General features: G+C 70.2%; 15 protein-coding genes and 1 CRISPR repeat array (1 of these 16 running past the window's edge). Of the genes, 12 read left to right on the top strand and 3 right to left on the bottom strand.

The genetic code is table 11. From position 1 onward, the window contains the following. Positions 1–92 precede the first annotated feature (92 nt). The 3 genes from ASE58_RS06585 to ASE58_RS06575 all read right to left on the bottom strand — a co-directional run bounded on the left by ASE58_RS06585 (position 93) and on the right by ASE58_RS06575 (position 5214). Complete coding sequence (locus tag ASE58_RS06585; RefSeq protein WP_055819000.1) at positions 93–1106, bottom strand: serine hydrolase domain-containing protein; 1014 nt, start codon at positions 1104–1106, stop codon at positions 93–95. Further along, positions 1103–2605 carry a hypothetical protein gene (locus tag ASE58_RS06580; protein ID WP_055818997.1) on the bottom strand — a complete coding sequence of 501 codons (1503 nt, stop codon included), beginning with the start codon at positions 2603–2605 and terminating at the stop codon, positions 1103–1105. The genes ASE58_RS06585 and ASE58_RS06580 overlap by 4 nt, the downstream gene beginning before the upstream one ends. 98 nt (positions 2606–2703) lie before the next feature. Continuing rightward, complete coding sequence (locus tag ASE58_RS06575) at positions 2704–5214, bottom strand: CRISPR-associated helicase/endonuclease Cas3 (RefSeq protein ID WP_055818994.1); 2511 nt, start codon at positions 5212–5214, stop codon at positions 2704–2706. A gap of 193 nt (positions 5215–5407) precedes the next feature. Between ASE58_RS06575 and drmD the strand changes: the two genes are divergently transcribed. From drmD to cas2e, 12 genes are read left to right on the top strand one after another with little or no spacing between them, the layout of a single operon-like run. After that, on the top strand, positions 5408–8608 hold the full coding sequence (gene drmD, locus ASE58_RS06570) for a DISARM system SNF2-like helicase DrmD (protein ID WP_055818992.1): 3201 nt from the start codon (positions 5408–5410) through the stop codon (positions 8606–8608). Then, positions 8605–12540 (top strand): Eco57I restriction-modification methylase domain-containing protein, encoded by a 3936-nt coding sequence (locus ASE58_RS06565; RefSeq protein WP_082467723.1) that lies wholly within the window; start codon positions 8605–8607, stop codon positions 12538–12540. The genes drmD and ASE58_RS06565 overlap by 4 nt, the downstream gene beginning before the upstream one ends. After that, positions 12537–16001, top strand: coding sequence for a DISARM system helicase DrmA (gene drmA / locus ASE58_RS06560; RefSeq protein ID WP_055818990.1), 3465 nt, complete (start codon positions 12537–12539; stop codon positions 15999–16001). The genes ASE58_RS06565 and drmA overlap by 4 nt, the downstream gene beginning before the upstream one ends. Then, on the top strand, positions 15998–17857 hold the full coding sequence (drmB, locus tag ASE58_RS06555) for a DUF1998 domain-containing protein (RefSeq protein WP_055818988.1): 1860 nt from the start codon (positions 15998–16000) through the stop codon (positions 17855–17857). The genes drmA and drmB overlap by 4 nt, the downstream gene beginning before the upstream one ends. Positions 17858–17915: 58 nt before the next feature. Beyond that, positions 17916–19091 carry a hypothetical protein gene (locus tag ASE58_RS06550; RefSeq protein WP_055818985.1) on the top strand — a complete coding sequence of 392 codons (1176 nt, stop codon included), beginning with the start codon at positions 17916–17918 and terminating at the stop codon, positions 19089–19091. Between the two features lie 60 nt (positions 19092–19151). Next, positions 19152–19406: a hypothetical protein gene (locus tag ASE58_RS06545; protein WP_055818982.1), complete on the top strand. Its 255-nt coding sequence runs from the start codon at positions 19152–19154 to the stop codon at positions 19404–19406. Beyond that, on the top strand, positions 19396–19920 hold the full coding sequence (locus tag ASE58_RS06540; protein ID WP_055818980.1) for a type I-E CRISPR-associated protein Cse2/CasB: 525 nt from the start codon (positions 19396–19398) through the stop codon (positions 19918–19920). Before ASE58_RS06545 ends, ASE58_RS06540 begins: the two co-directional genes overlap by 11 nt. Before the next feature lie 11 nt (positions 19921–19931). Next, positions 19932–21143 (top strand): type I-E CRISPR-associated protein Cas7/Cse4/CasC, encoded by a 1212-nt coding sequence (gene cas7e, locus ASE58_RS06535; RefSeq protein ID WP_055818976.1) that lies wholly within the window; start codon positions 19932–19934, stop codon positions 21141–21143. Continuing rightward, positions 21140–21871 carry a type I-E CRISPR-associated protein Cas5/CasD gene (gene cas5e, locus ASE58_RS06530; RefSeq protein ID WP_200909303.1) on the top strand — a complete coding sequence of 244 codons (732 nt, stop codon included), beginning with the start codon at positions 21140–21142 and terminating at the stop codon, positions 21869–21871. The genes cas7e and cas5e overlap by 4 nt, the downstream gene beginning before the upstream one ends. Next, the gene (locus ASE58_RS06525) at positions 21868–22635 is read left to right on the top strand and encodes a type I-E CRISPR-associated protein Cas6/Cse3/CasE (protein WP_055818973.1); all 768 of its coding nucleotides are present in this window, start codon (positions 21868–21870) and stop codon (positions 22633–22635) included. Before cas5e ends, ASE58_RS06525 begins: the two co-directional genes overlap by 4 nt. Beyond that, the gene (gene cas1e / locus ASE58_RS06520) at positions 22636–23514 is read left to right on the top strand and encodes a type I-E CRISPR-associated endonuclease Cas1e (RefSeq protein WP_055818970.1); all 879 of its coding nucleotides are present in this window, start codon (positions 22636–22638) and stop codon (positions 23512–23514) included. Next, positions 23514–23825, top strand: coding sequence for a type I-E CRISPR-associated endoribonuclease Cas2e (cas2e, locus tag ASE58_RS06515; protein WP_055762995.1), 312 nt, complete (start codon positions 23514–23516; stop codon positions 23823–23825). Before cas1e ends, cas2e begins: the two co-directional genes overlap by 1 nt. Before the next feature lie 58 nt (positions 23826–23883). Further along, a CRISPR array of direct repeats spans positions 23884–26624; the repeat unit is 29 nt; unit sequence GTCTCCCCCGCACCCGCGGGGATCAACCC (it continues 1070 nt past the right edge of the window).

Genomic DNA, 26624 nt, shown 5'->3' with positions numbered 1-26624 from the left:
TCTTTCAAACCGCCGCATCTCGCCCAACACCAAACGCCACACGAAAACGTGGCAAGTGTGAACTTTGTGAACTTTGAAATCGCCCCTAACCGCTAACCCACTGATAACCCATCAAACCCTGCCACCACCGCATCCCCGGTCGCCGGCCGCAAGTCGAAAATCCCGCTGTCGAAATGCCGCGTCGGATGCACTCGATTGGTCAGCAGCGTCCACGCCAGCCCGCGCTCGAAATCGACCCACAACCCGGTCCCGGTAAAGCCGGTATGCCCGATCGTCCCCGCCGAACACGCCTGCCCCCCGGACCACCCCGGAAAGCGGATTTCCCATCCCGCCGTCCGATGCCCCTCGACCGGCGTCCGGATCGCGTCGAGCATCGCCGCCGACGCCCCGCTTCCGTCCAGCAGCCCCAGAGCGAAGTCCAGCACCCCGTCGACCGTCCCGAACAGCCCGGCATGGCCCGTCCGCCCGCCCATCGCCGAACAATTCTCGTCATGCACCTCGCCGACCAGCACCCGCCCGCGCCACTGGCAATGCTCGGTCGCAACGGCAGGTCCCGGCGGCGGCCCCCAGCTCAATCCCGGCCCCAGCGGCAGCGCGTCCAGCCCGGCATCGATGATCCGCTCGACCGCGATGCCCAGCAGGATGAAGTTGATGTCCGAATAGACCGGCGGCCCGTGCCGCCATTCCCGCTGCAACACGAACGCCCGCAACCGCGCGGGATCGTCGCCATAGGTATAGATCGGCTCGACCGCCGGCAGGAAGGTGCGATGGACCAGGCAATCGCGAAACGTCAGCCGCCGCTCCGCCGCGCCCGCCACATCATATTGCCTGAGGTCCGGGATCGCATCGATCAGCGGCCGGTCGAGATCGATCCGCCCCTCCTCGGCCAGTCGCAGCACGAACCGCGTGGTCGCGATGACCTTGCTGACCGACGCCAGATCGAACCAATGCGCGCGTGTCAGCGGCTCCTCGACCGGCACACGCTGCGCCAACCCCGCGACCCGCACCTCGCGCCGGCCATCGGCGGTGACGATGCCCAGCGTCGCCCCCGGTATCCGCCCCTCCGCGACAGAGCGCGCTGCTTCGCTGAACGCCCGGTCGATCACGCATCATTCTCCCGCGCCCGAATCTTTGACAGCGCCGGCAGCAGCGGAATGGCGGCAAGGCTGACCGCCCCCGACAACAGGAAGAACCCGTCATAGCCGATGACGCCCACCATCGATCCCCCCGCCCCGGCCAGCATCCGCGGCAACAGGAACGCAAAACCGGTCAGAAACGCATATTGCGCCCCCGGATAGCGCGGGTTCACCAGCAGCGAAAGATAGACGACGAACACCGCACCCGCGAAACCGTTGCCGAACTGGTCCAGCGCGGTCGCAACATATAACGTCGCTTCACTGACCGGCTGATGCGCCAGCCACACGAACCCGAAATTGCCGATCGCCGCGACGACCGCCCCCACCGCCAGCGCCCACAGCATCGGCCGCCGCGTGACCATCCATCCGCCTAAGCCAACGCCGATCATGCTCGCCGCCAGCGCGACCACGCCGTCCGCCCGCCCGATCTGGCTGAGCGAATAGCCCAGCCCCTTTATCATCGGCTTCGACAGGTTGAGCGCCAGCACGTCGCCCATCCGGTACAGCGAGACGAAGACCATCAACAGGATCGCGGCATACTGAAACCGCCAGAAGAAATCGACATACGGCCCGATCGCGGTCGAGGTCCGGATCGGCGCGGTCGGCGGTGCCTTCCGGATCCACGGCAGCGCGGCGGCCATGCCGAGGAACGGCACCATGCACAGCCCCAGCACCCACGGCGTGACATTGCTCTTCGCATCGATCCCGATCGCGGCGGCCGTGCCCAGCAGGACATAACCGACCCCCGCCGTCACCGCACAGGCCGCCGCCAGGATCACCGCCCCGCCACCGATCCCGGTCAGCAGCGCGACGATCCGCCCGCCACCGCGCCCCGCCTCCGGCCGCATGGCGGCAAGGATCGGGAACGGCAGAAACGCCGCCACCGCGACCAACAGATAGGCGAGCGTCCAGCCGCCATTGTCGGCCAGCAGCAACGCCCCGCTCCCGGCCGCGACCATCGCCGTGCGATACCCCCACAGGTTGGCGGCGACGATCGGCCCCTGCTGGTCCTGGGTCGGGAACAGCTCGATCCGCCACGCGTCCGCCGCGACCTCCAGCGTCGTGGTCCAGAACGCCAGCAGCACCGCGAACAGCGCGGTTACGGGCAGCGACGCATCGTCGGCGGTCCACGCCATCGCCCCCATCGCGCTGACAATGCCCAGCTGCGCCAACATGATCCACCCGCGCCGTTTCCCCCAGAAGCGGCTGAACCCCGGCACGTCATATTTGTCGAGCAGCGGTGCCCACACGAACTTCAGCGTCGGCAGCAGCTGCACCCAGGCAAAGAACCCCAGCACCGTCAGCGCGACGCCATGCGCCTGCAACCGCAGCGCGAGGACGGTCGAGAACATGTAGAAGGGCAGCCCGGCGGCAAAGCCCAGCAACCCGTAGAGCAGCATCGCGCTGCGCCCCGGATGCGGGGCGGCGTCGGCGGCGGGCGGGACCGCAGCGGCGGCGGATGCGGACATGGCTACTCCGGGCACGGGTAAAGCGCGAACCTCAATCGATCCGCCCCCGCCGTCAACCGGCCCATGGCCGCCGGTTATACCCCGCGACGCTTTTCGGCTCAATCGCGCACCAGTCCCCACTGGTCATAGCGATATTGCTGGCCGCCCAGCGCGAACCGCTGCCCGTCGATCCGTTCGACCGCGGCCGCACCGACGCCTTCGGCCATCCACGCCGGGATGGCGATCCGGTCGATCGTCCCGCCGAACGCCCCGTCCAGCGGCGCGGGCAGGTCGATCAACAGGTCGCGCGCACCCAGCCGCGTCGCGACATCCTCGCCCCCGATCGGAAAGCGCAGTTCGGTAAACCGCTTGCCGAGGTCCAGCGCGACGGTGTGCGCCGTCTGCGCATCGCCCGCCGTCCCGCCATTGCGCTGCCGTCGATGGTTCTGCCAGTCGCTGCCCAGCCGGTCGGCCAGGTCGTCGAGCAGGTCGGGGTGCAGCGCACGCTCGACCAGCATCCGGTTGTCGCGCGGGATGACGATCTGCGGCATCGTCTCCAGCAGCCGCAATGTCGCCTCGATCGGCAGCAGGTCGGGATAGGGCACGACCCGCTTCGTGCCCCCCAGCCCGTGCAACGCCCGCCCGCGCAGCAGCGGCGTCAGGTCGCGCGCCGCCGGCCGCAGCACGACGACACGGGCCTGCGCGAACGCCCCCCGCTCGCGCCCGGCATGCCGGTGCAGCCGCCCGATCCGCTGCAACAGCACGTCGATCGGCGCCAAGTCGGTGACGAGCAGGTCGGCATCGATGTCGAGCGACTGTTCCAGCGTCTGGGTACCCACCAGCACCCGCCCGCCACCGGCCCGCCCCTTGCCGAACGTCCGCGTCACCGCATCGTCCAGCTTCTTCCGATCCGCCGCCGCAAACCGCCCGTGATGGACCGCCGCCACGCGATCCACCGTGAACGCGAGGTCATCGGCCAGTCCAGCCACCGCCTGTGCGACGGCCACCGCGCCGGCCACGCTGTTGCGCACCACCAGCACCGCCGCCCCGGCCCGCGCCGCCGTGACCGCCCGCATCGCGATCGCCCGTGCATCGTCGAGGATCGGCGCGACCTCGACCGACACCGTCTTCTCGCGTCCCGCCGCCCCGCCCGCCGCACGCGGCGGGACGCTACGCCCCGACAGCGCGGGATACGGCACCGCCTCCGCTTCCTCGGGCGACGGACAGGGTTGCCGCAACAGCTTAGCCCGCGCCGCCGCACCCAGCGTCGCCGACAGCAGCAACGCCTGTCCGCCCGCCGCGACATGCTGGTCGATCAGCCGGTCGAGCAGCCCGGTCATATACGCGTCCGACGCATGCACCTCATCGACCACCAACAGGCTGCGCGCCAGCACGCTGGATCGGAACAGCGCATGTTCGACCGGCAACGCCCCCAGCAATGCCTGGTCGATCGTCCCCACCGCAACCCGCGCCGCGAGGAACCGGTTCGCCCGCTCCGCCGCCCAGCGTTCCTCGCCCTTATCGCCATCGTCCCAGCGCACCGCATAGCCCGGCAGCGCCTGCCCCTCCACGTCGCCGGCCCGCAGATATCCCGGCACCGCCAGCACCGCGCGCGGCCCGTCTGCGCCCCAGACGTCCGTCAGCATCTTGTCGACCCGCGCGTGCAGCTGCACCGCCGCCGACCGGGTGGGCAACGCAAAGAACAGCCCGTCGACCCGGCCAGCACGCCGCAGTTCCAGCCACCGCCACAGCGCCGCCTCGGTCTTGCCCGACCCCGTTTCCGCCTCGATCAACGCGACCGCCCCCAGATCGCCCGCCGCCTCGCGCTGAAACTCGAACGGGCTGTTGCCAAACGCCGCAACGAAATCCCCCGGCGGCGTATCGAGCGACAGGAACCCCCGCGCCCCCGCCGCCGCCAGCGCCGCCTGCGCCCGCAGCACGACCCGCTCCGCTCCATGCGGCCCCTCGATCGGGAAGCAGCGCGAGTCCGATCCCAGCCAGTCGGCCAGCGTCACCAGCCCCGCGAACATCGCCACAAAGCGCGGCGCCGACGGCAGCGCCGCCCCCGCCGCCCAAGCCAGCGGCCAGCGCGCCCGCACCGCGTCGATCAGCGGCAGGACGGCGGCGGCGGGATCGCCGTCAGAGCCGGGCCACCAATGCTCGTTATGCTTGCCCCAAACATTCGAGTTGGCCCCCTCCTCAAATTCGGCAAGCGGCTTGCCATGATGCGCCATCACCGCCGCGAAATGCTGTTCCGCGCCCCATTCGTCGCACATCGCCTGGATCGCCACCGCCGCCGGATGCCGCTTCAGCTTCGAATGCTCCAGCAGTGCCGCGACCTGCCCGGTATGGCCGACCCTCGCCCGAACCGTCGGATCGATCCGCGCCTGAAACCCCCGGTTCACCTTGCCCAGATCGTGCAGCGCGGCCAGCACCGCCAGCCGCGCGATATCCTGCTCAGTCAGCCCCCGCCCCGCCGCCGCCGCCAGCGGAGCCGCCCACGCCCGCACCACGATCTCCGCGACTTCGCCGACATCGAGGCAGTGATCGACCAGCGGCAGCGCCGCGATGGCGACACCGTCGTCATCGGTGATCGTCTTTGCCCACGGGCGCTGCAGGTCCGGCGTCATCCCTATCTCCCTCCCCCAACCGTCCACGCTGACGGTGCGGGCGGCAAGGCAAATGATCCGGAATGGATGTTTCCGGGGCAGGACCTCTCGATCGTCATCGACGACGATGCCCTGATCGCCGCGAAACCGGACCCATCCCGAATTGGCAGCCCCCACCCCCTCCCCCACCCTCATCGGCGAGAGGGGAACCACCATGGCCAGCCACAGCGGCATCCGCCCGGTCCAGCCGGGGATCGGCCAGTTCGTGTCGCTGCGCGGACGGTTGTGGATGGTAGAGGGGCAGCCCGACGGCCCGTTCGACGGCCACCGCCTCGCCTGTATCGACGACGACGCCAGCGGCGAGGATGCCCGCGTGCTGTGGAGCGCGGAGGTCGACGCCCGGCTGCATGATGAGGAGGCATGGGCGTCACTCGGGCGCGAAGGCGGCGTCGGCGGGGGCGATGCCGCCAGCTTTTCCGCCTATCTGCGCACCGTCCGCTGGCGCACCGCGACGGCGGCCGAACGCGACCTGTTCCAGGCCCCGTTCCGCGCCGGCATCCGGCTCGACCCCTATCAATTGCTCCCCTTGCGCAAGGCGCTGCGCCTGCCGCGCGTCAACCTGCTGATCGCCGACGATGTGGGGCTGGGCAAGACGGTCGAGGCGGGGCTGGTCCTGCGCGAGCTGCTGCTGCGCCGCCGGGTCGACTTCACCGTGGTCCTCGCGCCTGCCGCGATGACCACCCAGTGGCGCGACGAATTGCAAAGCAAGTTCGGCCTCGCCTTCGACATCATCGACGCCCGCCATCTGGAGGCGCTGCGCCGCCGTCGCGGCTATGGCGCGAACCCTTGGGCGGCGGGATCGCGCTTCATCCTGTCGCACCGGTTGCTGGGCGACGAAGCCTATGTCGCGCCCTTGCGCGACGTGCTGGACGATTTCCGCGCACGATCGCTGCTGATCCTCGACGAAGCGCACCACGCCGCGCCGGCCGGCGGCGGGCGCTATGCGATCGAGAGCCAGTTCACGCGTTCGCTGCGCGACCTGTCCGACCGGTTCGAACATCGCCTGTTCCTGTCCGCCACGCCGCATAACGGCCACCCCAACAGCTTCGCGACCCTGCTCGAACTGCTCGATCCGCAGCGGTTTACGCGGGGGCTGGCGGTGAAGCCCGCCGACCTCGAACCGGTCATGGTCCGACGGTTGAAGAGCGACCTGCGCGCGCTGGGCGAGCGTTTCCCCGAACGGATCGTCGAGCCGATCGTGATCGACGGCCTGCCCGACGACGCGCCCGAACTGGTGCTCGCCGCCATGCTCGCCGATTATCGCCGGCTGCGGGAGGCTCGGATCGCCACCCTGCCCCCGGCGCGGCGGGCACAGGCGCGCCTCAGCTTCGTCGGGCTGCAGCAACGGCTGCTGTCCTCGATCCCGGCCTTTGCCCGCACGCTGAAGGTCCATATCGACGGCCTCGACCGTGCCATCGCCGGCGCGGCGGCGGCGATGGTGGCCGAGGATGTCGAACCCGAAACCCCCGACCTCGCGGCGCAGGAGGATGCCGCGCTCGACCTGCTCGCCAGCAGCGAAGACGCCCGTGCCCAGGCCGACGCGCTGGCCGGCACACAGGACGCTGCGCCCGCCACCCTCGCCGCCGAACGCGCCCATGCCGCCGCGATGCTGGCGCTGGCCGATGCCCACCGCACCGGTCCCGATGCCCGCGTCCGCTGGCTGCTCGACTGGGTTCGCGACCACCTGCTCGACGCAGGCGGCAACTGGCGCGACCGGCGGCTGATCCTGTTCACCGAATATGAGGATACGCGCCGCTGGTTGCAGCGCCAGCTGTCGGTGCTGACCGACCCCGCCGACCCGGATCAGGCAGCGCGGATCGACAGCTTCACCGGCATCACCTCGACCGAACGACGCGAGGATATCAAGCGCGCCTTCAACGATCCCGCCAGCCCCTCGCGCATCCTGATCTGCACCGATGCAGCGCGCGAAGGCATCAACCTGCAATCGGGGTGCCACGACCTGATCCATGTCGACCTGCCATGGAACCCGTCGCGGCTGGAACAGCGCAACGGCCGCATCGACCGCAAGCTGCAACCCAGCGATACCGTCACCTGCCGCTACTTCACCTATGCCCAGCGGCCCGAGGACGTCGTACTCGACGCGCTGGTGCGCAAGACCGAGGCGATCCGCCGCCAGCTGGGGTCCGCCGGACAGGTACTGGGCGATCGCATCGCCGAAAGTTTCCGCAGCGGCATCGACCGCGACGGTGCCCGCGACCTCGCCCACCGCATCCGCGATGCGGAGGCCGACGCCCGCGTCGCCGCCGCCGTCCGCGATCTCGACGACGGGGCCGATGCCCGCCTCGCCCGGCTGCGGCGCGAACAGGCCGACCTTGCGCTCGCTTTGGAAAGGGCACGCGCGCGGGTCGGGGTCGACCCCGCCGAATTGCAGTCGGTGGTCGAACTGGCGCTCCACCGGTCGGGCGGCGACTGGACCATGCCCGGCGCGATCGGCAACACCCAGGTCTTCGCGCTCGACGAACCGCGTCTGGCGGGCGACCCCAGCTGGAGCCCGCTGATCGACGAACTGCGCGGCCGCCCCGCCCGCCCCGGCGAGCGTCCCGGCGAATGGCGCGCCAGCCCCGACGCCGCCGTCCGCCGGTTGAGTTTCGCGCCCGCGATCCTGCCCGACGGGCGCGATGCCGGCGATGTGGTGCAGCTGCACCTCGAACACCGTCTCGTCCGCCGACTGCTCGGCCGGTTCCTGTCGGCGGGGTTCCGGCAGGGGCTGGAGCGCTGCTGCGTCATCCGAACCGCCACCACCGCCAGCCCCCGTGTCGTCCTGCTCGGCCGCCTCGCGCTCTATGGCGAACAGGCGGCACGGCTGCATGAAGAGGTGCTGAGCGTCGCCGCCGACTGGCGCGACGATGCGCCCCTGCGCGCACTGGCCGAGGGGCGCGAGGCGGAGGCGCGGGTGCTGGACGAACTGCTCGCCGCGCTACGCGATGCGAACGATGCCGATATCGACACGGTGCGTCTCGCGACCGCCAGTGCGGCGCGCGACGTCGCCGACCTCCGCCCGGTGCTGGCCGAACGCGCCGAGGCCCGTGCGACACGGGTCGCCCACGACCTCACCCGCCGCGCCGCTGCCGAGGCGCAGGGGCTGGAAACGCTGCTCAAGCAACGCATCGCCCGTATCCTGCGCGAGCGTGGCACCGATAGCGGGCAGCTCGACCTGCTGCTCGACCCCGCCGAAGCGCGGCAGCGCGCTGCCGACCGCCGGTCGTGGGATCGCGCCGCCACCCGGCTGGACGACGAACTGGTCCGCGAACCCGAACGGCTGCGCGCCGCCGCCCGCATCCACGCCACCCGGCTGGAACCGATCGGGCTGGTCTATCTGTGGCCGGCCACATGAACCCGGCCAGCGGCCCGCACGACTGGATCGGCTATCTCCAACCGGTCGGGCTGGTCGTCGCCCCCGCCGCGCTCACCCGGATCGGCGCATGGGTCACGCCGCAGGACGCCGCCGACAGTGCCGCCGTGGCGACCGCCTTGGCCGGGTTCGACCGCGACCCGTGGCAGCTCTTCCGCGACGTCCTCGGCTGGCCCGCCTCGCGGGTCGCGGGCGCGCCCGGTGGGCCGCCGTTGCCTGACACGCTGCGGGTGACCTTCCCCGAACTCGACATCTTGCTCGAACCGCATTGGGCGGTGCTGGCGGCGGACGGGACACCGCAACTGCTGGTGCGGATCGAGGCACCGGACCTGTTGCTCGACCGGCGCGGCACGCTCGACGGGTGGGAGGCGACCGCGCAGCAGCGCTTCGAACGGCTGCTCCGCGAAACCGGCATCGGTGCGGGCATCCTTATCGGCGCACGCGAAACCGGCCGGCGGGAGGGCGCGACCACCGAAGCCATCCTCCGCTTGGTCGTCACCCCGCGCGGCGAGGTGTCGGGGCATATGAGCTGGCCGCTCGCCCCCTTGTCGGATGTTGCCGGGCGCGGGATGCTGGGCGGGCTGAAGCTACTGCTCGACGGCCACGCGCTGTTCACCGGCCCGCCGTCGCACCGCCTGCCCGCCCTCCTCGCCGAAAGTCGCGCGGCGCAGGCCGATGTGTCGACTCGGCTGGCGGGGCAGGTACTGGCGTCGCTCCACGAACTGCTGCGCGGACTGGACGCCGCCGACCCCGCGCGCGTGCGGACCTTGGCGCAGGACCGGCCGCAGCATCTCTACGAAGGGCTGCTGACCGTCCTGCTGCGGCTGGTCTTCGTCCTCTATGCCGAGGATCGCGCGCTGATGCCCTCGCAGCCCGGCGGGGCGGCGGCGACCCTGTATGAGCAGGGCTATGCGCTCGGCGCGCTCCACCTGCGGCTGCGCGACGATGCCGCGCTCTATCCCGATGTGATGGACGAACGGCGTGGCAGCTGGGGGCGGCTGGTCGCGCTGTTCCGGCTGGTCGGGCGCGGCGATCCGTCGGGCTTCATGCAGGCGCGCGGCGGCAAATTGTTCGACGAGGACGCCTTCCCCTTCCTGCTCGGCCGCGACGCGCCGGGCGATGCGGAGGCAGTACTGCCGGTCGGCGACGGCTGCGTCCTGCGCATCCTCGACGCGCTGCTGATCGACCGGGGCGAACGCATCGCCTACCGCGCGCTCAGCGTCGAACAGATCGGCTCGGTCTATGAAACGGTGATGGGCTTCACCGCACAGTGCGCGCCCGCCCCGATGCTGGCGATCCGCGCGGGCAAGGCGAACCGCGTGCCGGTCTGGGTCGACCTGTCCGCGCTGGCCGCGCTGCCCGGCAGCGAGCGGGAGAAGTGGCTGAAGACCACCACCGGACGCGGCGCATGGCCGACCCCGGTATCGCGTGCGCTGAAGACCGGCACCGACACAGCGGCCCTCGCCGCCGCGCTCGCCCCGGTCGCCGACACCCGCGCGTCACCCGGCTGCGCGCCGGTCGCGGCGGGCACCCCGATCCTGCAACCCACCGACGAACGCCGCCGCACCGGCAGCCACTATACCCCGCCCAGCCTGACCGGCCCGATCGTTGCCCATGCGCTCGCCCCCGCCTTCGCCCGGATCGGTCCCGACGCCGGCTCAGCCGACGTGCTCGACCTGAAAGTCTGCGACCCCGCCGCCGGATCGGGCGCGTTCCTGGTCGAAGCATGCCGCCAGCTGGGCGAACGCCTGGTCGCCGCGTGGACCCGCTGGCCCGCGCAGCGCCCGACGATCCCGGCCGACGAACATGAACTGCTCCACGCCAAACGGCTGGTGGCGCAACACTGCCTGCGCGGCGTCGACCGCAACCCCCTCGCCATCGACCTCGCCAAGCTCTCGCTCTGGCTGGAGACGCTGGCGAGCGCGCATGAATTCACCTTCCTCGACGCGGTGCTCCGTTCGGGCGACAGTCTGGTCGGCCTGCCCAACCCGAACATCGTCGCGGTAACCTGGGGCAAGGTGTCGCGCCAGCACGGCTTCGTCGAGGCGATCGTGCAGGACGGCATCGCCGCCGCCGCCGAACTGCGCCGGCTGATGCGGCAAGAGGCGGAGATCGCGCCCTATGCGACGCAGGAACGCCGCAACCTCGCCGCCACGGAGGCACTGCGGCGCGCCCACCGGATCGCCGATGCGGTCCTCTGGTCGTTCTTTTCCGGCAGCAACGCGCGCGACCGCCTCGCCCGGCTGGCGGAGGTGCAGCAGGCGGTGCTGGCCCCCGACGACATCGGCTGGGACCGCCTCGCCACGCTGCAGGCGGCACTGCACGCCGACCCGATCGGGATCGAGGGCTTTCACTGGGAACTGGCGTTCGACGATGTGTTCAGCCGCCCCAATCCGGGGTTCGACGCGATCATCGGCAACCCGCCGTTCGCCGGCAAGAACACCATCGCCGCCGGCCACGCCGCCGCCTATCCCGACTGGCTGAAGACGCTGCACGACGGCACGCACGGCAATGCCGACCTCGCCGCGCATTTCTTTCGCCGCGCCTTCAGCCTGTTGCGCGTCGGCGGCACCTTCGGCCTGATCGCGACCAACACCATCCGCCAGGGCGACACCCGCGACAGCGGCCTGACCCGCATCCTGGCCGACGGCGGCACCATCACCCGCGCGGTCAGCCGCCATGTGTGGGAAGGCGAAGCGGCCGTCGTCGTCGCGCAGGTCTTCGTCCGGCGCGGGCCGGACGACGGCGTGCCGGTGCTGGACGGCCGCCCGGTGCGCCGCATCTCGGCCTATCTGATGGAGGGCGATCTGGACGGCTCGCCGGCAGCGCTGAAGGCCAATGCGGGCAAGGCGTTCATCGGTTCGTTCCTGCTCGGGATGGGATTTACCTTCGACGATGTGAACGCGGCGAAGGGCAAGGCGACGCCGCTGCACGAAATGCACCGGCTGATCGCCAGCGATCCGAAAAACGCCAACGTCATCAAACCCTATCTTGGCGGCGAGGAAGTCAACAACTCTCCAACCTTCGCGCATCATCGCTATGTCGTTGATTTCTTTGACCGGCCGTTGCGTCGCGCAGAAGACGATTCCCGCTGGTCGGAACTGAGCGCTATCGTGCAACAGGATCAGCTCCGCCTTGGAATTGTCGCCACCGACTATCCGCTATCCGTCGCAGCGGACTGGCCTGACCTGCTCGGGATCGTGCGCACGCGGGTAAAGCCGGACAGGGACCTACAGGATCGACCAGCGCTCCGACAGCGATGGTGGCAGTACGCGGAGAAACGTCCCGGACTCTATGCCGCGATCGCCGGGTTGCCGGTGGTTCTGGTCGTGAATTGTGGGGCGACGCCGCATATGGCTTTTGCTCGGCTGCCAAACGGATCAGTGTATTCGCACACGACGGCCGTCTTTGCCCTTGATACGTTCGCCGCCTTCGCCACGCTCCAATCCCGCGTGCACGAAGTCTGGGCGCGCGCCTTCGCCTCCTCGATGAAGGACGACCTGCGCTACACCCCGTCCGACTGTTTCGAAACCTTCCCCCTGCCCCCGGCCTTCGACACCGACCCCACCCTCGAAGCCGCCGGCCAGGCCTATCACGACCACCGCGCGCAACTGATGATCACCCGCGAACAGGGCATGACGCCCACCTACAACCGCTTCCACCGCGCGACCGACACCGATGCCGACATCGCGACCCTGCGCGACCTGCACGCCCAAATGGATCGCGCGGTGCTGGCCGCCTATGGCTGGGACGACCTCGCCGCCGAGGAATCGCCGGTGTTCCTCGATCCCGAAACCGAAGACGACCACCGCTATCGCGGCCGCCTGTTCTGGCGCGCGCCATTGCGCGACGCGGTGCTGGCGCGGCTGCTGCGGCTGAACGAGGAACGCGCGAACATGGAGCGGATGGCATGAACGCAGCCGAAATACGCAGCGAACTGGTCGCCCGCCTCCGGCGCAACCTGATCGGCCCCGGCGAGGCGGACGACGCCGATCTCGCCACCGAACGCCTGCCGCCGGGCGAAAGCCCGTCGCGCTGGTACCTGTCCGGCTATATCGCACCCTCGGGCGAACTGACCGCCGGGACCGACGACACCCCCGATGCCGACTGGGACGAAATCGACCTGCTGCTCCCCGATGAAGGCTTCGGCGCGGGCGGCGCGGCGGGCGACCATGACGAGCCGGAGGCACCGCCTGCCCGTCGCCGCTTCCTGCCCAGCACCATCGGCCTGTCGACCATGGTCGACGCGTCCGTCGATACGCTGTCGGTCACGATCGAATGGGGCGACTATGCCCCCGAACCGCCGCTGCCGCCCGACATGCTGGAAAGCGGCGCGGAGCCGCACGGCACCCCCATCGGCTGGCGGCGCGTGCCCCGCCACGCCACCGAAACGCTGCGCATCCCGCGCGAGGCGGACGGGATCACCCGCGTGCCCCTTATCGGATCGGCCGCCACCGCGCGGCCCGGCGGCGCGCTGGAACTCGCCATCCGCGCCCGCCGGTTTGCGCTGGCCCGCGCCGACGGCACCACCCGCGACGTGCAGGTCGTGACGGTGTTTCTCGTCAACAAACGGCTGGAGCCCCCCTCGCGCTACCGCGACCTCGCCTATGCCTATCAGGTGCGCCTGACGCTCGATTGCGCCACCGGCTTCGTCGCGCAGCACGACCTGTCGCGCATCACCCGCGACGATTGGGACGACCAGCTGGCCGACCTGCAGTATCGCGACAGCGCCGCCTATGCCGTCGGCCTCGGTTGCGCGACCGGCCATGCCGCCGATGCCGATGATGTCGTCCGCCGGGTCCACACCACCCACCTGCCCCGTGCGGCGGTCGAGCGCACCGTGGCCGCCAGCGTCGCCGACGTGGCGTTCGGCATGGACCATCTGGCCACGCTGGCGACGGGCGACGGCGCGACCCTTGCCGACGCCTTGCAACCGCTCGTCACCGCCTATCGCACATGGTCCACCGACCAGCATGTCGCGGCGACCGCCGCCGACATCGCCACCGCCCCGCAGCGCGTCCGCACCGCCAGCCAACTGATCGCCGATCAGGCGACGGCCTGCGACCGCATCGCCGCCGGCATCGCGCTGCTGGCGCGGGACGCCACCGTCCGCCGCGCCTTCGCCATCGCCAACCGCGCCGTCGCCGATGCGACCCGCGCGCGCCGCCCAACCAACACGCACCCCGCATGGCGGCCGTTCCAGCTCGCCTTCATCCTCCTCAACCTGTCGGGCATGGCCGATCCGCACCATGGCGACCGCGACACCGCCGACCTGCTGTTCTTCCCGACCGGCGGCGGCAAGACGGAGGCGTATCTGGGCCTCGCCGCCTGCACCATCGCGCTGCGACGCCTGGGGGCCAGCGGCCTGCTCGGTGCCGGGGTCGCGGTCATCATGCGCTATACCCTGCGCCTGCTGACCCTCGACCAGCTCGGCCGCGCGGCAGGCCTCGTCTGCGCGCTCGAACTGCTGCGCACCGGACCGGACTATCGCGACGATGGCGGACGCCCGCTGCTCGGCGACTGGCCGATCGAAATCGGCCTGTGGGTCGGGTCGGACGCCAGCCCCAATTGGCTGGGCGGCAAAGGCGACAAGCGCGACGGCACCGCCGTCAAGCGCGTCCGCGCCTATACCACCGGTCGCGACAGCCGCGCACCCGCCCCGATCAAGGCCTGCCCGTGGTGCAACACCCCCTTCACCCCGCACAGCTTCCGCTGCGTGCCGAACAGCGACGCGCCGACCAATCTCGAACTGCGCTGCGTCAACCACGACTGCGCCTTCACCGGCGACCGCGCTCTGCCGGTGGTGACGGTCGACCAGGCGATCTATCGCCGCCTTCCCGCCTTCCTGATCGCCACGGTCGACAAATTCGCGGCGCTGCCATGGAATGGCGCGGCGGGCGCGTTCTTCGGCCATTTCGATCGCGCCGACGACAGCGGCTTCTACGGCGCAGCCGAACCCGGCAAGGGCCGCGCGCTCGACAACGGCCACAACCTCGCGCCGCCCGATCTGGTGGTACAGGACGAACTGCACCTGATCTCCGGCCCCTTGGGCACGGTGGCGGGCCTCTACGAAGCGGCGATCGACCGCCTCGCCTCGCGCACCATCGACGGACAGCGGGTCCGGCCCAAGATCGTCGCCTCGACCGCCACCGTCCGCCGCGCCCGCGACCAGATCCGCGCGCTGTTCGACCGCCACGACACCCGCATCTTTCCCCCGCCCGGCATCGACCGCCGCGACAGCTTTTTCGCGCTGACGAAGCCTGAAAGCCCCGACGATCCGGCCCGCTGGTATGTCGGCATTGCGGCGGCCGGACGCGGGCCGAAGCTGGTGTTCCTGCAAACGCTGGTGACGCTGCTCGGCGCGGCGCAGGGACTGGCCGATGCGGACGGCGCCGATGAAGCGAATGGGGCCGACGCCTATCGCACCGCGCTGTGCTACTTCAACGCGCTGCGCGAGCTGGGCGGTGCACGACGCATCGTCGAGGATGAGGTGGCCAACCGCCTGGCCGACTATGGCGACCGCCGCCGCCGGATCGAACCGGTCGACCGCCCCTTCGGCAATCGCAGCTTAAGCGAACCGGTCGAACTCACCTCGCGCGTCTCGACCGATCAGGTCGCAGCGGCCAAGGCGCGTTTGGAAACCCGCTTCGACGGCACCAGCGAACCGGTCGACGTGGCGCTGGCGACCAACATGATCTCGGTCGGCCTCGATATCGATCGGCTGGGGCTGATGCTGGTGCAGGGCCAGCCCAAGACTGCGGCCGAATATATCCAGGCGACCAGCCGCGTCGGGCGCAATCCTGCCCGCCCCGGCCTCGTCGCGGTCGTCCTCAACGTCCACCGCCCGCGCGACCGGATGCATTTCGAACAATTCGGCCATTTCCACGACACCTTCTACCGCGCGGTGGAGGCGACCAGCGTCACGCCCTGGTCGGCGCGTGCGCTCGACCGGTCGCTGGCGGCGGTGGTGGTGGCGATCGCTCGCCATCTCGACCCGAGCCTCACGCCGTCCAGCGCCGTCGCCGCACTCGCCAACGCGCCCGACACCCGCGCGGCGGTGATCGCGCATCTGGTCGACCGTGCGCCGGAAACCATCGACGGCGGGCGCGACCGGCTGGCGGCGACCATCTCCGGCCTGCTCGACGACTGGATGATGCTTGCCGATCAAGGGACGATGGCCGGCGGGCGCTTCAGCTTTGACGACCGGCCCCACCGCCTGCTCCATCCGCCGCTCGACCCGGCGCTCGCCAATCTCTCCCCCGCCCATGCGCGGTTTCAGGCAGGCTATAGTATGCGCGATGTCGAACCCGGCGTGCTGGTCAAACCACGCGGTCCCAATGGCGAACGCGTCAGCGGCGCGGGCGACATGGCATGACCGGCAAGCGCATCACGCTTCGCCAATCGCAGCTGGTCTTCGGCTTTGGTCCCGGCGCGATGGTCGACCTGCCGACCCGGTCGGTCGTGATCGGCGGGCTGGACCTGTGGCACATGCGCGAACGCGGCAGCTGGCGTCCGGTCCACGAACCGCGCGCGGTCGCCGTGCTCGAAACGCTGCTGCGCGCGACCGGGCGGCTGGCCGACGACGTACAGCTCACCCTGCGCACCCCGCCCGCCGATGACGAAGCGCGCGCCGGCAATGGCGAACCGCCGGGGATCGAGGCGCGCATCTTCCCCGCATGGTTCGTCGCCCGCGATGCGGAAACGGTGGGCGACACCCGCCGCCGCCGCCTCGTCCGCTGGCAGGACCTGAACCCCAAGGGGCGGGCCGACTTCATCGACGATGACGGCCGGCGCGTGGCCGTCACCCCGATCCGCTTCGTCGCGGGCTGTCACAAGGGGCATCTGCAGGACATCGACTGGTCCTACGCCGTCCATGTCGACCAGCCCGGCCGCTGCGTGCAGCCTTTGTGGCTGGAGGAACGCGGCACCTCGGGCGATCCCGCCTCGACCCGCATCACCTGCGGCTGCGGCGCCGCGCTGTCGCTGCGTGACGCGCAGGCCGATGGCCGCTTCGGCAAATGTCGCGGCCGCCGCCCCTGGCTAAACAAGGACGAAGCCGATTGTAGCGAGAACCTGCGCTTCCTCACCCGCACCGCGACCAACGCCTATTTCCCGCAGGTCCTGACCGTCATCTCGCTGCCGGCGGCAGAGGACGAACTGACCCGGCTGGTGGAGGGGCAGATGGACGCGATCGACTGGGTAACGACCGAAGCCGAAATGGCCCTCGCCCGCCGCGCCAACCCGTCGCTGCGGGCGGCGCTGGAGGGGTGGAGCGACGCCGACATCGTCGCCCGCGTGGCGCAATTGCGCGCCACCGGCCACCAGAATCTGGCAAAGGCACCCAAGGTCGCCGAATTCGACCTTCTCGCCTCCGGCCTGCCCGAAATCGGCGCCGACACCCCCGACGCCCGCCTCCACGCCCGCACCCTGACCCGCGACCAATGGGACGGCGACCGCCCCCGCCTTTCCCCCATCGCCTCGGTCGTCGCGGTCCACCGGCTGCGCGAAGTCGCCTGCCTCTACGGATTCACCCGCTTCGAAGCCGCCCCGACCGCCATCGACGGCGATCTGGAGGAACTGCACATCGCCGTCGAAGGCGCCGCCCTCGCCACCGATCTCGACTGGTTGCCCGCCGTCGAACAGCGCGGCGAAGGCATCTTCCTGCGCTTCGACGCCGAAGCCATCGCCGACTGGCTGGGCAAGCCCGCCGTCATGGCCCGCCACGAAGCGCTGTGGAGCGGCTGGGAACGCTGGCGCCAGGGACAGGCCTATGGCGACAAGCTGCGCTTCCCGAACCTCGCCTATTACGCGATGCACGGCTTTTCCCACGCGCTGATGAACGAGATCGCCCTCGACTGCGGCTACCCCGCCACCGCGCTCAAGGAACGGCTCTACGCAATCCTCGAGGAAGACGGCCCGCGCTACGGCCTGCTGCTCTACACCGCCTCGACCGGCGCGCAGGGGACGCTGGGCGGCCTCGTCGCCGTCCTCCCCCGCCTGGGCGCCATCGCCGAGCGTGCGCTCGACCGGCTGGCACTGTGTTCGGGCGACCCGATCTGCGCCGAACACGACCCCGACCACCACAGCGACGAACGCGCGCTGAGCGGTGCCGCCTGCCACAGTTGCCTGCTCGTCGCCGAAACCTCGTGCGAGGCCCGCAACCTCTATCTCGACCGCGCGCTCACCGCCCCGACCGTCCTGACCGATGCAACCGCGCTGTTCCATGGCTGAGCCTAAAGGCTTGACGCCGCCCGACGATCCGGCTTCCATGCCCCCGGCGGAGGGGTGCATGATCGGTTGGCAGGACGAACGGGGCGACACGCATCGCGGATCGCTGTTCGCGGCATTCGCGGCGCTGGCGAGCGGGCAGGCGTGGAGCTTCCCCGCGCTCCGCCCGCACCAGCGCGAGCCGTGGCATGCCTTCACCGTACAGGTCGCCGCCCTCGCGCTGATCCACGCCGGCACCGACACGCTGCCCACGACCGAAGCCGCATGGCGCGACCTGCTCCTCGCCCTCACCCCCAACCAGCCCGAGGCATGGGAACTGGTCGTCGACGACTGGTCGAAGCCCGCCCTGCTCCAGCCGCCGACCGCACAAGGCACCGACCGCGCCGCCTACAAGAACCGCGTCCCCACCCCCGATGCGCTCGACATGCTGGTGACCGCCAAGAATCACGACCTGAAGCAGGAGCGCATGATCGCCGCCGATGACGAACACTGGCTGTTCGCCCTCGTCACGCTGCAGACGACCGAAGGCTTTCTCGGCGCCGGCAACTACGGCATCTCCCGCATGAACGGCGGCTTCGCGAGCCGCATGAGCCTCGGCATCCGCCCGACCGGCGGCGCAGGCCGGGCGTTCCGCCGCGATGTCGAACGCCTCCTCGCCGACGCCCGCGCCCGCCCCGACCGCCGCACCGGCACGACGCTGCTGTGGACCGTGCCGTGGGACGGCACGGCCTCGCTCGACTACAACAAGCTTGACGAACTCTATGTCGAGATTTGCCGCCGCGTCCGGTTGCAACGCAGCGGCGACGCGATCGAAGCCTGCACCGCCGGATCGAAATGCGCCCGCGTCGCCGCGTCGGAACTGAAGGGCAAGACGCGCGACCCCTGGGCACCGATGAAGGCCGACGGCTCGACCAGCCACACCCCGACCGGCGCGGGCTTCGGCTATCGCCAGATGGCGACCCTGCTCGACAAGGCAAAGATCACCCGGCCCCACCTTGCCGAACCCCATCCCGACGACGACCGCGACGGCCTGTCGATTGTCGCCGCCGCGCTGGTCCGCGGACAGGGCAAGACCGAAGGGTTGCACCGCCGCGCCATCCGCACGCCGGCCGCGCTGCGCGACGCCAACGGCAATCGCCTGCCGCTCGACCGGATCGGCGTGGTGGCGAAGCAGCGCGCCGAGGAAGGCTATGAAGCCAGCCGCCGCCTCAGCCGCGCGCTGATCTCGCTGGTATAGGGCGGCCCCGAACGCGCCCGGCTGGACGATGATTCCGCCAAGAAAAAGATCGAACGCTGGATGACCCGCTTCAACGAAGCGGTCGACGGCATCTTCTTCGATCCGCCTTTCTGGGCCGAAGTCGCGGCGAGCGAGGAAAACCACCGCATGGCATGGCGCGAAACGCTGCGCGACCTCGCGACCGACCAGTTCGCCATCGCCGCCGAAGCCGCGCCCGGCACCGAAGTCCGCCGCGTGCCCGCACGCGCCCGCGCCGGATCGCTGCTGCATTATGAAATGAAGAAATGGGTCAAGGAGGCCGAACATGGCGAGTAACCCCGCCGCCGCGACCGCACCGAAGCCCGACGACTGGATGACGCTGGTTTCCCGCCACGTACACGGCATGTCGAGCAGCGACCGCGCGGCACTGCGCCGCATGGAACTAACCAGATCGCCCGCCGCCGATGCCGTCGCGATCAAGACGCTGCTCCGCGCGCAGGTGCCCGAAGCGCGGATCAAGGACGACTGGACCCGGCTGCGCCTGATCGGCCATTTCGCCGGCCTGCTGTCGGGCACCGCCGCCCTGTATCCGCATGACGAACGGCGCGGCGTCGGCGCGGCGCTGTTCGAGGCGAATTTTTCCGAAAAGCGCCTGCTGCGCCTGCTCGCCAGCCGGGGGGAGGCGCTGGGCGACCAGCTGGCACTCGCCGTCCGCATCCTGTCGCGCGAACGGCAGCCGGTGAACCTGTGGGACATCTATCACCTGCTGGGCGGCGATCCGGCCAAATCCGACGCCGCCCGGCTGCGCCTGGCACGGCATTACTACGCCGCGCAGGCCAAATCGAACTGAGGGGATTTCGCATGACGACCACCGCAACCGACGGCATCGTGCCGAAATTCATCCAGATCCATTTTCTCGCCGCCTGGCCCGGCGCGCTGCTCAATCGCGACGATGCCGGCCTTGCCAAGCGCCTGCCCTTCGGCACCGCCACCCGCACCCGCGTGTCGTCGCAATGCCTGAAGCGCCACTGGCGCATGGCGGACGATCCCCGCGCACTGCACGAACTGGCGAAGCAGAACGGCGTGGAGGGCGTCCGCTCCAAACAGGCGATCGAGCGCGACGTCACCGGCCCCTTACGCACCCGGTTCGACAAGGACATGGTGGATGCGGTCGAGGAAGCCTTCATCACCAAATTCTATGGGAAGAACGCGAAGGACAAGCAGCAGCGACAGGCCCTGCTGTTCGGCCGCCCCGAACTGGCATGGCTGGCGTCGGAGGCCGAACGCCTGCTCGCCGAAAGCGCCAGCGCAGCCGGCGTGAAGGCGGCGGCGGAAATCTGGGTGAAGGAACAGAAGAACAATCTGAACCAGTTGCGCGACCAGAATTTGCTCGCCGCCTCGCTGGAGGCCGCGCTGTTCGGCCGCATGGTGACCAGCGATACCCGGGCGAACCGCGACGCGGCGATCCATGTCGCCCATGCCTTTACGGTGCACGCGATGCAGACCGAGACCGACTATTTCACGGTCGTCGATGACCTCAGCGACCGCGAACAGGGCGACGATGCCGGCGCGGCGGGCGTGTTCGACACCGAACTGACCTCGGGCCTCTACTACGGCTATGTCGTGGTCGACGTACCGCTGCTCGTCTCCAACCTGACCGGTTGCGACCGGAAGGACTGGACCGGCGACCACGACCGCGCGCTGGCCGCGCAGGTGGTCGAGCATCTGGTCCACCTCGTCGCCGAAATCTCGCCGGGCGCCAAGAAGGGGTCGACCGCACCGTACAGCCGTGCCGAACTGGTGCTGGTGGAGGCGGGCGACCGCCAACCGCGCACGCTCGCCAACGCCTTTCGCGATGCGATCGCGACCGATCACGATCCCGAAGGGTCGCTTGGCCATCGCACGGCGCAGGCGATGGCAAAGCACCTCGCCGATTATGACAGGCTGTACGAAACCGGCGAGGCGCGTCGCCTTACGGCAATGCCGGACCTTACCATTGACGGCATCGCCAACGGCCCCCTGCGGGAGCTCGCCGCTTGGGCCGGATCGATCGTGCGGGACGCGGCTGCGTGAAACACCTGCTGCTCGATTGCGACGCGCCGCTGATGAGCTTCGGCGGCGATCTGGTCGATGCCTATGGCGTGGTGCGCGATTTTCCGGCGAAGTCGATGGTCGCGGGGCTGTTCGCCAACGCGCTCGGCTGGGAACGCCATGACGTCGATGCCCATGCCGCGTTGCAGGCGCGGCTGGTGATCGGATCGGCGCGCGTCGGCGAAGGGCAGCGCGACCGCGAGTTCCAGACCGCGCAATTGGGCGCGAACGATCGCGGCTGGACCACGCGCGGCCGGGTGGAGGGGCGCGCGGGCGGTGCCGACACCTACAAATCGCCGCATATCCGCTATCGCGACATGGACGCCGATGCGCGCGTCCTGATCGCCTGCCGGCTGGACCCCGCCGACACGGCACCCGACCTCGACACGCTGGCCCACGCCCTGCAACGCCCCGAACGTCCGCTATTCCTCGGTCGCAAACCCTTCCTGCCCTCGCGCCCGCTGCTGCTGGCGGTCGTCGAGGCCGACACGATCCTCGACGCGCTCGCGCAGGGATGTGCCCTTGTGGATACGCCCCTTCCCCCTTCGATCCGCGCGCAATGGCCCCATGGCGAACCGACCGGTGCCGTCGTGACCCACGACGCGCAGGTCGAGGAGCTGACCGACGAACGCCATTGGCCCGCCGGGGTCCATGCGGGCTTGCGCCGGGTGGTGCAGGGCCGGCTCGACTGGCCACAGGTGACGCCATGACGCTGCACCTCGTCCGCATCCCCGTCGACGTGCGCGCGCTGGCCGGCTTCGCGGTCGCGCGCCGGTTGGGCGATGACGATTTCGGCTATGCGCTCCACACCGCGCTCACCGCCCGGTTCGGCGATGCCGCGCCGCGTCCGTTCCGCTTCCTGCCCGATCATGAAACGGGGCCGCATCTGCTCGGCTATGTGCAGGACCCTGCCGCCTTTGACGACGCCGCCGCGCTGCCCCCCGCCGATGCCGCGCTGGACGCGCTGTTCGACACCCCCCGGCTGCGGCCAATGCCGGAGGCATGGCGCGAAGGGGCGCGCTACGGCTTCGAAGTTCGGGTGCGTCCCGTCGTCCGCTTCGGCAAGAGCGTCCGCGCCGCCCGCACCGACCGCGCCGGCGGATGGCTGGCCGGCGCGGGCGAGATCGACGCCCACACCGCCGCGCGCGAACGCGCCGAACGGGCGGGCGACGACCCCGATCTGGTCGACCGGGCGGCGGTGTATATCGACTGGCTGGCCGGTCGTCTCAGCGGTGCCGCGACGCTCGACCATGCCGACCTGCGCCATTTCCGCCGCACCCGCACCCTGCGCAACACCCATCGCAGCGAAGGGCGGCGCACCCACCGGGTCGAGGGACCCGACGCGCTGATCGGCGGCACGCTGACCATCACCGATCCGGCAGCCTTCCTGACACTGCTTAAAAAGGGCATCGGACGCCATGCCGGGTTCGGTTACGGCATGGTGCTGCTAGCCCCGCCCGGCCGGGCCGGATAGATGCTGTCGGGTCGCCTCGGGCTGGAAAAGGCGCGCATCCCCCATGCCGATCGGCAGGGGCTGGTATGGCTGGATCGCGGGCGGCTGGAGGTGGAGGACGGCTGCCTGCGCTTCGTGACGGCGGGTGGCGGCGCGCTTGTCGCGGGCGATTACCAGATTCCCTATCACGCCATCTCGATCGTGCTGCTGGGGCCGGGGTCCAGCGTCACGCACGACGCGCTCCGGCTGCTGGCGCGGCATGGCTGTGCGCTGGCGGCGATCGGCGACGGGGCGGTCCGCTTCTATACCGCGCCACCGCTGATGCCCGACAGTTCGGCACTGGCCCGCGCGCAGGTGCGCCGCTGGGCCGATCCGAAGCTCCGCATGGAAACCGCGCGGGCGATGTACGCGATGCGCTTTGGCGAGATCGTCCGCACCCGCGACATCACCGTGTTGCGCGGACAGGAGGGGGCACGGATCAAGCGCGCCTATGTGATGGCCGCCGAACGCCACGGCATCGCATGGAACGGCCGCCGCTACGACCGCGAGAACCCGGAGGGCGGCGACCTTGCGAACCAGGCGATCAACCATGCTGGCTCCGCGATGACGGCCGCGGCGGCGGTTGCGGTCGCCTCGACCGGCGCGATCCCGCAGCTGGGCTTCGTGCATGAGGATTCGGGGCAGAGCTTCGTGCTCGACATCGCCGACCTCTATCGCCACGACGTGCTGCTCGACATCGCGTTCGGCGCGGTGCGGGAGGCGCGGGCGCACGGCGCGCCGCCGATCGAACGGCTGGTGCGCAAGCGCGCGGCATTGCTCTTTCGACAGCGCAGCGTGATCCCCGGCATGATCGACCGGATCAAGGCACTGGTGATGCCCGGCGAGGCGGCGGCGACCTGATGCCGCTGACGGTCGTCATCACCCGCGACGTGGAGGACCGCTATCGCGGGTTCCTCGGCTCGGCGATGCTCGAACTGGCCCCCGGCGTCTATGCTCAGCCGCGCATGAGCGCCGGCGTCCGCGGCCGCATCTGGACCGTGGTGGAGGAATGGCACGGCCGGTTGCGGCGCGGCAGCATCGTGATGTGCTGGGCCGAACCCGCATCCGCCGGCGGCCTCGGCCTGTCGGTGCTGGGCGAACCGCCGAAAGACGTAATCTCCCACGACGGCATATTATTGGTCCGCCGCGCCCTGGCCTCCCGCCAGGTTTAACATCATCCTCCCAACAGTCTTTGACATAGTAAACAACTTCCGTAACTTAACGCCTAGAGTCTCCCCCGCACCCGCGGGGATCAACCCTGCCAGACGATCCGCGACCTGATCCTGCACGGGTCTCCCCCGCACCCGCGGGGATCAACCCCGCGCCAAGACGATGGCGGACATCAACACCGCGTCTCCCCCGCACCCGCGGGGATCAACCCACAAGACGACCACCGTTCACCGGTCTGACGGAGTCTCCCCCGCACCCGCGGGGATCAACCCCGTATGATCCGCGAGGCGACCGAATACATCATGTCTCCCCCGCACCCGCGGGGATCAACCCCGTTCCAGCACGACAGTACCGATACCCCTCGCGTCTCCCCCGCACCCGCGGGGATCAACCCTACCGGTTCGCGCGGATCACGGTGACCGTAGGGTCTCCCCCGCACCCGCGGGGATCAACCCGGCGTTAGCTTCGCCGACTCGATCCACCTCTAGTCTCCCCCGCACCCGCGGGGATCAACCCGACTGGGAAGGCACTGATATGACCAAGGACGAGTCTCCCCCGCACCCGCGGGGATCAACCGTCAATGCCGCCGGGGTCGAACAACCCGTTCGGGTCTCCCCCGCACCCGCGGGGATCAACCCTCGGGGGCGTCGACGGGCTCAATGTCGTGGATGTCTCCCCCGCACCCGCGGGGATCAACCCTACGCCATCGACTTCGATACGGCCCATGGTGGGTCTCCCCCGCACCCGCGGGGATCAACCCCGCATCGCCCCGGCTATCGACGGCATCCTCGGGTCTCCCCCGCACCCGCGGGGATCAACCCCGGATGGGTCCTGAAAGCCCGCCTCACCGAATGTCTCCCCCGCACCCGCGGGGATCAACCCACTAGCGTGGGCATCGACTGGTACGTCAAAGAGTCTCCCCCGCACCCGCGGGGATCAACCGCGAGTGCGCTGTCAGCGGTGGTTCAAGGATTTGTCTCCCCCGCACCCGCGGGGATCAACCCGAGCCGCGTGTTACGATTGATGACAGCGCGACGTCTCCCCCGCACCCGCGGGGATCAACCCGGTCCATCGCCCATGCCGCCGCGTCCCGATGCGTCTCCCCCGCACCCGCGGGGATCAACCCCACGGACTGCGGATCAGACGCCGGCACTTGAGGTCTCCCCCGCACCCGCGGGGATCAACCCAGGTCGTCCGATCGGCGGGCCAGATCGCCAACGTCTCCCCCGCACCCGCGGGGATCAACCCCCCGGAGGCTCCCCATGCAGACTGACGCAGAGGTCTCCCCCGCACCCGCGGGGATCAACCCTCGATGTCGGCATCCAGCGTGGTCGACCGCCCGTCTCCCCCGCACCCGCGGGGATCAACCCTTCGACTTTTCCCCGCCGTATCCGGCCGAACAGTCTCCCCCGCACCCGCGGGGATCAACCCGGATCGACGGTCAGAACATCGACTTTGCGCTCGTCTCCCCCGCACCCGCGGGGATCAACCCGGATCGGGAAGAGGGCTGGTGGGAAACATCAAGTCTCCCCCGCACCCGCGGGGATCAACCCGACACGTTGGCCGCCCGCATGTGGCAAGGGAAGTCTCCCCCGCACCCGCGGGGATCAACCCAAGAACGCCCTGCGAGTCGCGAGGCGGACGGAGTCTCCCCCGCACCCGCGGGGATCAACCCCAGATTGCGGAGGCGGTATGAGCGTTCCGGAAGTCTCCCCCGCACCCGCGGGGATCAACCCGCTGGTGGTTGGACAAGGCCGAGGAAGCCCGCGTCTCCCCCGCACCCGCGGGGATCAACCCCACCACCTGGCCAGGTGCCGGGCTGGTCGCCGGTCTCCCCCGCACCCGCGGGGATCAACCCTACATCGTCGGTTTTGCCAAGCTGGTCGGGGTGTCTCCCCCGCACCCGCGGGGATCAACCCTGGACCTGGACGGGGCGGTGTGGAGCATGCCGGTCTCCCCCGCACCCGCGGGGATCAACCCACAATTGACGATGTGATGACGCAGGTTGTCGGGTCTCCCCCGCACCCGCGGGGATCAACCCGGCTGCCAATCTCTATCAGTCACCTATTCCTCGTCTCCCCCGCACCCGCGGGGATCAACCCGAGGGCGGTCAAGTCGTGCCGCCGGGGCAGGAGTCTCCCCCGCACCCGCGGGGATCAACCCTCGCACCAAACCATATCTGGGAGCGGTTTCTAGTCTCCCCCGCACCCGCGGGGATCAACCCCCGCCCAGCGGCACGATGCCCGACCTGTAGCCGTCTCCCCCGCACCCGCGGGGATCAACCCGTGGACCGGTCATGGTCGCGTGACACCTTCGCGTCTCCCCCGCACCCGCGGGGATCAACCCCAGCGCCGGGTGCCTGACGCGCAGATGCCGACGTCTCCCCCGCACCCGCGGGGATCAACCCTGCGCAATCTGCTGGGGGATCTGGAACGGTCGGTCTCCCCCGCACCCGCGGGGATCAACCCGAGCCACCGGCATGATCTCGGTAGATCAGGTAGTCTCCCCCGCACCCGCGGGGATCAACCCAAATTGCGGGTCGCCTTGTCCTCATGCGTCAGGTCTCCCCCGCACCCGCGGGGATCAACCCGGCAATATCGCAGGCCGGGTGGGCACGACTGCGTCTCCCCCGCACCCGCGGGGATCAACCCGTCGGTCGTTATGCCAGCGAGGCCATCAAGCAGTCTCCCCCGCACCCGCGGGGATCAACCCGACGAGGGGCTGTTCGCATGGCAGCGGACGAAGTCTCCCCCGCACCCGCGGGGATCAACCGGTGAAGGGTTTGTCGAATTCGATCGGGA

It is taken from the genome of Sphingomonas sp. Leaf9 (genome assembly GCF_001421355.1).
In the GTDB taxonomy this organism is placed as follows: Bacteria; Pseudomonadota; Alphaproteobacteria; order Sphingomonadales; family Sphingomonadaceae; genus Sphingomonas.
Note: the sequence above shows the minus strand (reverse complement) of the source record. Positions and strands in the feature narration are given on the sequence as shown.

Coding starts and splice junctions, on each gene's coding strand:
- ASE58_RS06550 (WP_055818985.1), top strand. CDS start 17,916: ATGATCGGTTGGCAGGACGAACGGGGCGACACGCATCGCGGATCGCTG.
- drmA (WP_055818990.1), top strand. CDS start 12,537: ATGAACGCAGCCGAAATACGCAGCGAACTGGTCGCCCGCCTCCGGCGC.
- cas7e (WP_055818976.1), top strand. CDS start 19,932: ATGACGACCACCGCAACCGACGGCATCGTGCCGAAATTCATCCAGATC.
- ASE58_RS06575 (WP_055818994.1), bottom strand. CDS start 5,214: ATGACGCCGGACCTGCAGCGCCCGTGGGCAAAGACGATCACCGATGAC.
- drmB (WP_055818988.1), top strand. CDS start 15,998: ATGACCGGCAAGCGCATCACGCTTCGCCAATCGCAGCTGGTCTTCGGC.
- ASE58_RS06540 (WP_055818980.1), top strand. CDS start 19,396: ATGGCGAGTAACCCCGCCGCCGCGACCGCACCGAAGCCCGACGACTGG.
- ASE58_RS06565 (WP_082467723.1), top strand. CDS start 8,605: ATGAACCCGGCCAGCGGCCCGCACGACTGGATCGGCTATCTCCAACCG.
- drmD (WP_055818992.1), top strand. CDS start 5,408: ATGGCCAGCCACAGCGGCATCCGCCCGGTCCAGCCGGGGATCGGCCAG.
- cas2e (WP_055762995.1), top strand. CDS start 23,514: ATGCCGCTGACGGTCGTCATCACCCGCGACGTGGAGGACCGCTATCGC.
- ASE58_RS06545 (WP_055818982.1), top strand. CDS start 19,152: ATGACCCGCTTCAACGAAGCGGTCGACGGCATCTTCTTCGATCCGCCT.
- cas1e (WP_055818970.1), top strand. CDS start 22,636: ATGCTGTCGGGTCGCCTCGGGCTGGAAAAGGCGCGCATCCCCCATGCC.
- ASE58_RS06525 (WP_055818973.1), top strand. CDS start 21,868: ATGACGCTGCACCTCGTCCGCATCCCCGTCGACGTGCGCGCGCTGGCC.
- ASE58_RS06580 (WP_055818997.1), bottom strand. CDS start 2,605: ATGTCCGCATCCGCCGCCGCTGCGGTCCCGCCCGCCGCCGACGCCGCC.